This is a genomic window from Wolbachia endosymbiont of Nasonia giraulti (genome assembly GCF_048054155.1).
Lineage (GTDB): Bacteria > Pseudomonadota > Alphaproteobacteria > Rickettsiales > Anaplasmataceae > Wolbachia > Wolbachia pipientis_C.
Genome location: NZ_JAFEVH010000014.1, coordinates 17566 through 28864, shown reverse-complemented (window position 1 = coordinate 28864; position 11299 = coordinate 17566). Strand labels below are relative to the sequence as shown.

The following is an 11299-nucleotide window of genomic DNA, read 5'->3' as shown; positions in this document are numbered from 1 at the left end:
AGATGACAGGATATTTGTTTCTAATTCTTTATAATCTACCAAACCAGTAGTTCTATTTGCTTGACTCATATCAAACCTCCATTTTTTATATCAATTTATTACTTTTTTTTCGGTTTGACACACTTTTTTGAACGTTCCCCTGAAAATTTCATATATCTGGCTATGAGTAGAGTTATGTTAAGGAGAGAAATATGCTTGAATTCCCGGACAAGTTCTAATCATTAATGTTATAAACGTTCTTTTCTTTTTCTATTCTCTCTTGTTCTTCAATACAATACATAGCAAGCGGATTAGCTTTAAGTCTTTCGACTCCTATTTCTTCTCCCGTTCCATCGCAGTAACCATAAATGCCTAATTTTATTTTTTCCAACGCCTCCTTAATTTTTTCTTTTCTATCTTTTCGGCGCTTAATTAATTCTCCATTTCACTATCTCTATCAGAATAAATACTACTATCTTCTAGATCTTGTTTCTCCAGTTCAGAGAGTATTGATTGTAACTTTAAGCTAAAGTATTCCAGTTGTTTTACGTTCATATATTCTTCATTTTCTGAAGGAACGTAATCTTCTGGTAACTTTATTTTTATTAATTTTTCCATAGCATTATCAATAAAATATATTAAAACTTATATAACTTGTAAACACAAAAAATTATACTACCCTCAAAGTAAACACTATAATTTATAATAAACATTTAAAATCCTGGTATGATTAGTTCGGTAAAAAAATTAGTAATAAATAATAATAATCTTACTTATATAGTATGTATTTTTATTATAATGTTAAGTTTATCTTCATATACACTTGAAAACAACAGTAAACAAGAAGTCATATTAACATTAACATGGATATGTGCTACATTTGTTTTGCAGATCTCTACAAATAATTTATTTACATCTGATTATCATGATGGAATATTAGAGCAAATCTTTGTACAGCCACTCTCTTCTAGGCTGATAGTTGCTTATAAAATCTTCGCTCACTGGTTGTTATTTGGGTTACCGATTTCAGTGATTTCTTTCATGTTCAACTTTGCAATTCTAGGCAATAATATTGAACATTCAATAGCAGTTGGAGTGTCTTTATTATTTAATACGCTGATAATCATTAATATTTCAGCTACTGGAAATGCATTAATGATTGGTCGAAATAACTTAGCATCAGGAGTGTCGCAAATTCTTGTTTTGCCAATGATAATGCCAACTTTTGTATATTTCAAATTGCTAACTCAATTTGAAAATTTATCCTTGAATATTTATACACTACTAATCACCATCTTAATTTTTGTCATTTTAATTGTTAACAGCACTATAACTACTCACATAGCATTAAAATTTGCTGTGGAGCAGGATTGAAAAAACTTACTAGTTATTTACTTGTATCTGCTTAGTTAAGGGTGTTAACTTAAGTAGAGATGGAGACATTAGACTTCTTGCATGAATTACAGCGTATGAAACCATTATTGGATTTCAGACTGGCTGGTTATGCAAGAAATCTAATATCTATCGAAGAGTCAGAAACTTTTATAACTTACCTTTAATCAACCTAACCCATGCGTGCCAATCTCTCTCACCAAGATTGCTTTCGAAAGACAGAAGATCCTTTACGGCTTTTGAGCAAATTTCTTCACTTGGAATTGACAACTCCCTATTCATTGCTAGCGTCAGGCATTGAGTTTTACAAGCTTGCTCTAAGTGATACGTATAAAACATTGCTTCTTGTATAGTCTGACCACATGTTATAGATCCATGATTGCGCATTAACATCACAAAATTTTCTTTCAAATCAGCTATTAATTTTTTTCCTTCTGTATCATCAAGTGCCAGGGAATTATAATCATGGTAAGATACCTTATTATAAAAGTGCAGCGCCCACTGACTTATTGGGATTAATCCATCCTTGAGAGAAGAAACTGCTACAATAGAAGGTGTATGTAGATGAAAAATTGCTTGAATATCTTTCCTTGCTTGATAAATGAAGCCATGGATTACATAGCCAGTTTTATTATATTGATATTCTTTGCCTTCAATTATATTCCCATCAAACGATACTTTCATCAATGAACTTTCATCTACTTCATAAAAACGTATACCAAACGGATAAACATAAAATGACTTTTTATCTTCAGAACGTACAGAGAGATGAGTATACGTATGATCATCTAATTTAAGATAAGATAAAATTTGATAGGCGTTAACTAGGTCTCTTTTCAACTCACTATTTGTTAATAACATAGCTCTTGACTAAAATTTTCTAAAGATTTATACGTGAAAAAAAGTTTATTACAAACTAAAAGGTGAACCTACATTAAAATACTAAGCACTTTTACTTGCCTTAGGTGATTAGAGTTTACATTTCTAGATTACATAGTATTTTAACTATAAAAACGACTTTTTATGTAATATTTCATATGTTTTAAAGCCTCGTTTTTATGTTATTATAAGTGTAGGTTTTAATATTAAAAATAATATGGTAAATATTGACATAAAAAAACAGCTAACAAAATTTTTCATATATATCACTGGTCTTCCAGGAAGTGGTAAACTTTCTACAGCAATAGTATTATCTAGTATGATAAATGCAGTAATTGTAAGTGGACTTGAATATAATCAAACTTCCAAAGAAGCTCGAGATAGAATATATAACACTACACATGTTATGTTTCAGGCAATAGAAGCCTATCCTATTGACTCAAAAAATTATATATTTGTTGATGAATTAATTAAAAATAATGATTACAACATAAGAATATATAACTCAGTAGTAGAACTTAGTAAAAAAATGAGCACAAAAACCCTCCCTATAGTACTTAGGTGCAATCCATTGATATTACAAGAGCGTACTATATCAAAAAAGCAAAGAAAAAATAGGAAGGTTACTAATATAAATAGTATTAAATTTAGGGAGGAAGATTTATTTGTACCACAAAATGCTATAGAGGTAGAAAATTCAAATATGAGTATAAAAGAAGTAGTAGCAGAAGAAATAGTAAGTCAGATGTACAAACTTGGCCGAATTAATAGTGTTTACGCAATAGGCAACGATTTCATATACTGAGGCTCATTTAAATATAGAGCCTCAACTCCATTTAATTTTTGTTTATTTTTTAGTCTATAACGGACTAATAGCCCTGCATGGCTAGCATCCAACTTTGGTAAACTGCAATCCATATATGTAATGCAGTGCGTTTCAGGCTGGAGTTCACTTACTACAGCAGGATTTGATAGCGGTAACAAATTGAAATCAAATAACTGCGTATAAAACTTTTGATCATCTTCGATTATAGCTTTAATATTTTTTTTGCTATTTGCACAAAGTAGCGATATTGCATATGCTTGAGCTTCCAGCGCACTAACCCCATATAACGGCTTATTTGTAGCAAGATTTATACCTTGTGCAGTTGATATACCAACTCTGATTCCAGTAAAACTTCCTGGTCCAACTATCACTGCTAAATGGTCTATTTTATCGTAGCTGTAATTATGCTTACCAAACAAAGTATTCAGTATTTGAAAAAATGATTCTGCATGACTATTGTTTGCAGAATTGCGTCCTACAAAACAATTACCATCGTAATCAATTACTGCTATTGAACTACCAGCACCTACAGTATTAATTGCTAGAATGGACATCACTTAAGCTTATCATAGAGCTTTGTAAACATCATAGTGAACGCACCGTTACCCATAACATTTGCTGAAGTTATTATTGGGTCAAACACTATATACAATGCTGTAATTAATGAAAGCATCTCTGGGGAGAATTTAAGATACTTCTCAAGAACGGGCAACATTACCATAATCCCTCCCGCTGGAACTGCAACAATAGCAAATTTAAATAACAGAAAGTAGAGAAGGAAAGTCACATAGTCTGTTGCAGACAATGCACCACCAAAAGTCATTATCATTGATAGTATTATAATAAAAAAGCAATCACCTACTAAATGAAAGCTAGCGGTTATTGGCACAACAGACGATGCTATATCATGCTGCTTTACATTTTTTTTGCTTCCTTCAAGAGTAAGCGGCATAGCTATATTACTAGACATTGTGCTCATTGCAGTAATAAATGCTGGTATCATATTACCTATACTAGCTATCCAGCTTGTGATCTTGAACGAATTTGCTGCTCCATATAAGAGAAAAACATAAAGGTAGGTTGCAGATGATATAATAATAAAAATTATTGAGTAATCCTTAAATATTATGGGTAAAACCTGATCATGTTCCATTTTTAAAGCAAGACCAAGTACAAACATTGGAATAATTGGCGTCAAAAATGTCTTCAAAATAAAGAGAGTTAAATCTAACATTTTGTTCGAGAGCTCTTTGCTTTTTTTTTGGTAATATTGTGGACACTAATATGCTTAACACAAATCCACAAGCAAGGGCATAAAAATTAGAAAGCAATGCAGGTATCCTAAATGACCATAAAGGAACAATTGTTTCTTCATATGTTATATCTTGTATTGAATAAGTGTTTTGTGTGATAAAATGCCCAACAGAATAAGCTATTAAACTTGAAGCTAGATTCGACAAGAAAATCGTTATAATAAGTAACAATATAAACTTTATAGCCGACTGCTTAAGATTGTTAACACTACTAAAGATTAATGCAAAAACAATAAAAGGCATTATAAATAGTAAGATCTCTTTTATACTAAGGCTTATTGAATACAAGAAGGTTTTCACTTCCATTGGAACTAGATGACCAAAAAATACAACCGAAGTGATAACAGCAAGTAAGGTTAGTAATTGTAACATATTCTAATATAGCGATACCCTATGGAAATACATACGATAAATTAGCTGCTAAGTAAAGTAAAACTGCCTAGAATATTTGCATTACCTTCCAGTACTTGAATGAGATTTCAAATTACAACGTTTCCACAAAGTATATAATTAACATCCACACCTTTGGTCAAGTTCCATTCACGCTTTATTACATTATATTCCATACCAGTCATATCTTGTAGTGTTACATTGTTCTCTCTTAGATGATTTGCAATTTCTGATGGCTTGAGAAATTTATTCCAATTATGTGTGCCTTTTGGCAGCCAGTTTAATATGTACTCTGCGCCGACTATTGCAAGACAGAAGGATTTAATAGTTCTATTTATCGTCGATATAAAAATTAGCCCTTCTGGCTTCAACAGCTCTATTGCTTTTTTCATGAAAAACTCTAAATTATCGACATGTTCAACCACTTCCATCAACAAAACCACGTCATACTTCTTGTCATTGCTTAGCTCTTCAATGCTAGTGTGTGTGTATTCTATATTTAACCCTACTTTCTTCGCGTGCGACTGTGCAACTTTTATGTTTTCCTCACATACATCTATTCCCGCAACGCTAATACCAACACGCGCCATTGACTCTGACAAAATGCCACCACCACAACCAACATCGAGCAATGATAGTTCTTTTAAATCGCATTTTTTTAATTCTTTTATTTTCTCAACGATGTACGATACTCTCACAGGATTCATCATGTGCAATGGCTTGAATTTGCCATTCTCATCCCACCATTCACCTGCTATTTTAGCGAATTTTGATATTTCATCTTCGTTATAAGTTTTTGTGGTTTTTTTCTTGTTAATATTGCTAAGTTTATCAAGGCGTTCTTTATGTCTACTTTCTTTTGAAAATTCTGTTTCGAGGAATTGTTTGACTATGTCTTTTGCTAATCCACTCGCAGTAAACCCTGCACCAAGACAAAGTATATTCGCGTTGCCATGCTCGCGAGCTAATTTTGCGATCTCAACACTATTACATAAAGCAGCGTAGATTCCTTCAAAACGATTTGCCACAGTACTCATGCCCAAACCTGTACCGCAAATTAATATTCCATAATTTGCTTTTTTGTTTGTTATATCTTCTACAACTTCAGCAGCATAGTCAGGGTAGTCTACACTCTTTTGTTCAGCAGTGCAGCCACGGTCTATCACTGTATAATCTAAAGTTTCCAAGTAAGCCTTTATTTCTGATTTTAGTTCATAACCTGCGTGGTCTGAAGCAACTGATATCACATCTGACATATAAGAAATTGCAACTTAAGGGTATTTATATGGGTAATTTATTTTGAGCTTTTTGTCAAGCTCTCCTGATCTTTCTGAATAAATTTCGAGTCAGATATGCATAAATTCTATATAATTTTTATCCTACAACTACTAATTCGGTAAAATGGATCATATAGATATTATAAAGTCAAAATTATTGTTGTCCGACATAGTAGGAAAAAAAGTTAGGTTAATAAAAAGAGGAGATAGTTTTGTTGGACTCTGCCCATTTCATAACGAAAAAACCCCATCTTTTTCGGTCAGCAATGTTAAGGGCTTATATTACTGTTTCGGTTGCTCAGCTCATGGTGATGCGTTTGAGTTTATTTCACAAACTGAGGGCTTAAGCTTTAAAGAAGCATTGGAAAGGCTAGCATCAGTTGCAGGTGTTGAGTTACCTAAAGACCCCAATATTACCAAAGAAAGCGACAAATTGTTTTCAACGCTAGACTTAGCTGCAAGTTGGTTCGCGCAGAAAAATCGAGGTGTTATGGCTTATTTAAGGCAGCGCAAGATCTCACTCAAAATCATAGATAAATTTAGAATAGGTTATGCACCAAGTTCTGGCTTGAAGGAATATTTGAACTCCTCTGGTATTAAAGACGAGATTTTGATCGATGTTGGGTTAATAAATAAGAATTCTTGTGATTATTTCTATGATCGGCTGATATTTCCTATACACAACATCACGGGCAAAGTTATTGGTTTTGGCGGACGTGCGCTGAACTCTGAGCAACAGCCGAAGTATTTAAACAGCCCAGAAAGTCAGCTCTTCAAAAAGAGGGAGAATTTATATGGGCTAAACCTTGCCTTAAGCGAAATACGCAAAAAACAACACATATTTGTTGTTGAAGGGTATATGGATGTAATAGCACTACATCAAGCGGGAATTAGCAATACAGTTGCCCCGCTTGGTACTGCAATTTCTGCAGAGCAGATAAAAAATCTATGGAGATTTGCTAAAGAAATCTCCATCTGTATGGATGGCGATAGTGCTGGACGTCGTGCCGCTATTCGAATTGCAGAACTTGTTCTGTCGATACTGGAGCCTGGGTATACATTGAAGTTTGTAACTTTGCCAAGCGATAAAGACCCATACGATATATGCAATGAACTAGAATATAAGACGGAAGATGTACTATCCGCTTTTAACCGCTCAACAGAACTGCACTCTGAATATTTATGGCATCACATAATTGGTAGCAATTTGCAAAATTATGAAAAATTTGCTCCGGAAAAATATTCAATTCTTGAGCACAAATTTATGGAATATGTAAATGCTATCAGTAACATCAGCATTAGAAGGTATTATAGAGATTATTTTTACAATAAGGTCAGTGAATTAAGAAGAAACTTTAAAAAGCTGATTTTTAATAGCAAAGCAACACAAGGTGAGTATCTTTACAATAAATCTCCAGAGCTAATTGAAGCAGAGCAAAATCAGGCCATAATTTTGCGTATAGCCGTAGAATTTCCTGAAATCTTGAACCGTCCTATATTTTTTGAGCAATTTTCTCATTTCGAATTTACTAATGAGATGAAAAGATTACAACAGTGCGTAATTAATATGGTAACTAGTGAGAGCAACTTTAATAAAGAAATTCTGCTACAGGAGTCTAGTGTTATAAAGTTTATATTTGAAAAAACTAGCGTACTAAATAGTCAATTAAGCGAGAAGAGATCGGCAGAAACTGTCTGGAATAACATAGTATTACGGAAAGAATTAAATGTATTACAAGAAGAAAAAATTAAAGCAAGGCTGGGCGGTAATTTTGACTTAGAGGAAAGGCTAATAGAACAAATAAAGCAAATAGAGGATAGTATACAAGAAATGCAAATGGAATTTATTCAAAAGTAGATGGCTTAAGATGTTCAAAATTATTAGAAAAACACTGTATTAGTAGTTGCTTAAAATAGCTTATTCTAGTATATTTTCAATTTATTTAACTACGACAAGTGTTTGCATTTCTCCCTCTCATTATTTTTTTAACCTTATATCTTGGTAGTGGTACTTATTTTTCCTTTATAGGACTTGACAATCCTCTTCATCAAATTTCACCGTTAGTTTGCCTATTACCAGCATTATTTTTTGCTATTCTATTCAATAAAAACGAAATTCAGCATAGCGTTGATACTCTTATAAAAGGTATGGGAAATAAAACTACTCTTACCGTGTGTTTGATTTTTCTCCTTGCTGGGGCATTTTCTACTGTTACTCAATCGCTTGGTAGTATAAATGTTATTGCTAGCTTAACTATTTGCTTTCTTCCAGCACAATTATTACTTCCTGGAATGTTTTTAATTTCTGCGTTTATTGCAAGTGCAATAGGCACATCAATCGGAGTTATTGCACTTATAACACCAATAGCTGTGAATCTAGCACAAAATGGAGCTTTTGATTGTGCGGTGGGCGTTGGAGCTGTGATAGGTGGGTCTATGTTTGGCAGCAACCTTTCAATGATATCTGACACTACTATTGCTGCTACTTCTTTACAAGGAGCTTCAGTAAAGGATAAACTAAAACTAACCCTAAAGACAGGATCTGTTACAGGTCTTATAATACTTACTTATCTAGTAATGATTTCAAATAGCACAGAAGTTGTTTCTATCTCAAGTCTGAATTCTTTATCCATAGTCAAAATTATCCCTTATGTATCTTTAATAATTATGGGTTTATTTGAAATAAACACACTGGTAACATTAGCTGTTAATATGGTTGTTGCTGGAATATTAGGAATAGCTTTTTTTGATTATTCTATTATTGATTATTCTCATGATATATGTAGGGGTTTTAATAAGATGAATGAGGTAATGATATTTATTCTTTTCAGTAGTGGATTAAGCCACTTAATGTACGAATACAGTCAGAAAAAGATAGATAAATTCACCGATGAGGTGAATCTCACAAGAAGTCAAGCTGAACTTATGATTGCAGGAATATCATCTATGTTTACTATTTTGGTTTCCAGCAATATTGTTGCTATTTTATTAACTAGTAATATTGCGAAAAGACTTGCACAAAGATATAACATTGCACCACACCGTAGTGCGTATTTATTAGAAATATTTACTGCGATCACAAAAAGTATCTTACCTTATGGTTCTCAAATATTGCTAGCAAGCAGCATTGCCTCTCTTTCACCTATTGCTGTACTAACAAAAGTATATTATTGTTTTGTTTTTGCAGCAGTTGCAATAAGTGAAATAGTTATTAATGGCAGACGTCATGCGGTTGTAGCTCCTCAATTACCATAAACAACTCTTCTGTAGCTTTGTGGAAATTATGCTAACTGATTATGCTGTAAAGTTGAGCAATATTAATATATAAATTAATCTGTTGTTGGAATAATTCTAAACCTTCATTTTCACAACTCATTTTTCTACAAATTTTCACTCAATTTGTTAATAAATTGACAATTATTACAATATTTGCTAAAACGTTTATATGTCAGTACCGTGCTTTCATAAAGATGTGGTATTAGTGATATAATGAAAAATGTATAAAAATAGTGGAGGAACAAATGCCTGATTATTATGAAATATTAGGAGTAAAAAGAGATGCTACTCACGATGAGATAAAAAAAGCATATCGCAAATTGGCACTTAAGTTTCATCCAGATAAATTGCATCTATCATCGTCGGAAGAAGATCGACAAGTTCCATTTGAAGAGGGATCGACAAAATTCAATCAAATACAAGCAGCATACGAAGTGTTATCTGACCAAAGAAAAAAAAGCCGGTACGATAGAGGAAAGTATGAGGATGGGGATTGTAGTGATGAACTGGAGTTGTTGCGGGAAGAGATTAGTAAATTAAAACAAGAAGAGAAAAGAGAAAAAATTTTTAATGAAATATGGATTATGTATTATTCGAAAAGTCAAAAATTAATCAAAGAGAAAGTAGAAAGGCTAAACAATAGTTTAAAAGAAATAGGCAAGATGGGCAAAGCTAAAGAGACTGAAGAACCAACTGAATGCGAATATGTAAGCACTATTCTGGGATTGTTGTTAAATATCTGGTCAAATAAGTATGAAGAGTGTTGTGATATAATAAAGAAAGTTAAAATTGATGCTCGTGACATTAAATTTCTAGTGCAAATTGCTATTGCGTACGATCTTGTGGAATTTTTCGAGCTCTTTGAAGGAAGGATAGAAATATCACTAAATGAAATCTTAAGCTATGCTTATGAATACCAATCTGAAGAGTTTTTGGATTATTTTTTTAATAATTACTTAGATAAATTAGATATCAACTATAAAGATAAAGAAGGAAATACAGCTTTACATCATACATTAAAATGGTTGGATTTGGGTAAATCGAAATACCAAGGTTTTGTCAAGTCACTTCTTAGTAAAGGTGCAAGGCTTGATGTTAAAAATAGCAAAGATGAAACTCCATTTGATCTCTTGGTCAATTATGCTACATACTTCTCTCGTAAGGAAAAAGTAGTAGAAAAATTAAATAATCTTTCGGTGGTGCTTGGTTGTAAAACCGATGAGCTAAAGAAGCTAGAAGGTACACCTGCGTTAAATAAACTAGTAGATATTATTGTTGAATGTAACCATAAAGAAGCTCTAAATCTCCTAGTCGAAAGTAACATAAAAATTTCAAGTATTACTTTAGAAAATATCGTTACAAGAAATTGCAATAAAAAGATTTTTGATTGCTTTTTACATAGAAAGAAATGTAATTTTCAGGATGAAAATGGGAATACACCTCTACATCATGCTTTAAGACACTTGAACTACAATAAGTCAATGCTTTGCAAAGTTGAATCACTTGTGAGTGCAGGTGCGAGATTTGATGTTAAAAATGACCAAGGTGAAACTCCGTTTGATCTCTTGGTTGAATATGTTGAGAAGGGGTTTTATGGTCAAGCGTCAAGGTTAAGTTATGCTTGGAAGTTGTTTAACAAATGTGAAAATAAAGATGTACTAAGAGAGCTAAAATATAAAGATGGTACTCCTGCATTAGATAAACTAAATGAGCTTCGTATTAAGTGTCGTAATACTTCTATCATAGTTGCTTCTACGTTAGCAGTAGTAGGAGTTGCTTTAGAAGTAGCTATTGCAGTCTACTCAGGAATGTTAGCGTTAGGGATAGGAATTGGAGTTTGTTGTCTTGTTGTTGCTGCAATCACATACCATTGTAATAGTCCTGCAAATTTATTGAAAGATAGCAATGCTGAAGTTGCAATTAATCAAATGGCATTAGTAAAATTGTAACTTAAGATCAGAAGAAAT

The 11299-nt window shown here is 32.6% G+C and carries 8 protein-coding genes and 2 pseudogenes; 5 read left to right on the top strand and 5 right to left on the bottom strand.

All coding sequences use genetic code 11. From position 1 onward, the window contains the following. Positions 1-214 precede the first annotated feature (214 nt). A pseudogene (locus JR312_RS03045) lies at positions 215-597 on the bottom strand (TraR/DksA family transcriptional regulator). A 108-nt stretch (positions 598-705) separates the two neighbouring features. Between JR312_RS03045 and JR312_RS03040 the strand changes: the two are divergent. Next, positions 706-1353, top strand: a complete 648-nt coding sequence (locus JR312_RS03040; protein WP_416647696.1) for a heme exporter protein CcmB — start codon at positions 706-708, stop codon at positions 1351-1353. A 168-nt stretch (positions 1354-1521) separates the two neighbouring features. Here JR312_RS03040 and JR312_RS03035 read toward each other — a convergent pair whose 3' ends face one another. Further along, positions 1522-2232 (bottom strand): class II aldolase/adducin family protein, encoded by a 711-nt coding sequence (locus JR312_RS03035; RefSeq protein WP_416647695.1) that lies wholly within the window; start codon positions 2230-2232, stop codon positions 1522-1524. 235 nt (positions 2233-2467) lie between these two features. On the opposite strand from JR312_RS03035, the gene JR312_RS03030 reads away from it, so the two are divergent. Further along, positions 2468-3055: a DEAD/DEAH box helicase family protein gene (locus JR312_RS03030; protein WP_416647694.1), complete on the top strand. Its 588-nt coding sequence runs from the start codon at positions 2468-2470 to the stop codon at positions 3053-3055. Here JR312_RS03030 and tsaB read toward each other — a convergent pair. The 3 genes and pseudogenes from tsaB to ubiG form a co-directional block, all read right to left on the bottom strand. Further along, entirely contained in the window at positions 3025-3630 is a 606-nt protein-coding gene (gene tsaB / locus JR312_RS03025) for a tRNA (adenosine(37)-N6)-threonylcarbamoyltransferase complex dimerization subunit type 1 TsaB (RefSeq protein WP_416647693.1), read from the bottom strand. The two genes, JR312_RS03030 and tsaB, sit on opposite strands and share 31 nt — an antisense overlap. After that, positions 3630-4761: pseudogene (locus JR312_RS03020) on the bottom strand (dicarboxylate/amino acid:cation symporter). Before JR312_RS03020 ends, tsaB begins: the two are co-directional and overlap by 1 nt. Before the next feature lie 107 nt (positions 4762-4868). Continuing rightward, positions 4869-6035: a bifunctional 2-polyprenyl-6-hydroxyphenol methylase/3-demethylubiquinol 3-O-methyltransferase UbiG gene (gene ubiG / locus JR312_RS03015; RefSeq protein WP_416647692.1), complete on the bottom strand. Its 1167-nt coding sequence runs from the start codon at positions 6033-6035 to the stop codon at positions 4869-4871. A 145-nt stretch (positions 6036-6180) separates the two neighbouring features. On the opposite strand from ubiG, the gene dnaG reads away from it, so the two are divergent. The 3 genes from dnaG to JR312_RS03000 all read left to right on the top strand — a co-directional run bounded on the left by dnaG (position 6181) and on the right by JR312_RS03000 (position 11281). Beyond that, positions 6181-7914, top strand: a complete 1734-nt coding sequence (gene dnaG / locus JR312_RS03010) for a DNA primase (protein ID WP_416647691.1) — start codon at positions 6181-6183, stop codon at positions 7912-7914. A gap of 98 nt (positions 7915-8012) precedes the next feature. Next, the gene (locus JR312_RS03005) at positions 8013-9311 is read left to right on the top strand and encodes a Na+/H+ antiporter NhaC family protein (RefSeq protein ID WP_416647690.1); all 1299 of its coding nucleotides are present in this window, start codon (positions 8013-8015) and stop codon (positions 9309-9311) included. A 266-nt stretch (positions 9312-9577) separates the two neighbouring features. Further along, positions 9578-11281: a TomO hydrophobic C-terminal domain-containing protein gene (locus tag JR312_RS03000; protein ID WP_416647689.1), complete on the top strand. Its 1704-nt coding sequence runs from the start codon at positions 9578-9580 to the stop codon at positions 11279-11281. Positions 11282-11299 lie beyond the last annotated feature (18 nt).

Coding starts and splice junctions, on each gene's coding strand:
- JR312_RS03040 (WP_416647696.1), top strand. CDS start 706: ATGATTAGTTCGGTAAAAAAATTAGTAATAAATAATAATAATCTTACT.
- JR312_RS03035 (WP_416647695.1), bottom strand. CDS start 2,232: ATGTTATTAACAAATAGTGAGTTGAAAAGAGACCTAGTTAACGCCTAT.
- JR312_RS03030 (WP_416647694.1), top strand. CDS start 2,468: ATGGTAAATATTGACATAAAAAAACAGCTAACAAAATTTTTCATATAT.
- tsaB (WP_416647693.1), bottom strand. CDS start 3,630: ATGTCCATTCTAGCAATTAATACTGTAGGTGCTGGTAGTTCAATAGCA.
- ubiG (WP_416647692.1), bottom strand. CDS start 6,035: ATGTCAGATGTGATATCAGTTGCTTCAGACCACGCAGGTTATGAACTA.
- dnaG (WP_416647691.1), top strand. CDS start 6,181: ATGGATCATATAGATATTATAAAGTCAAAATTATTGTTGTCCGACATA.
- JR312_RS03000 (WP_416647689.1), top strand. CDS start 9,578: ATGCCTGATTATTATGAAATATTAGGAGTAAAAAGAGATGCTACTCAC.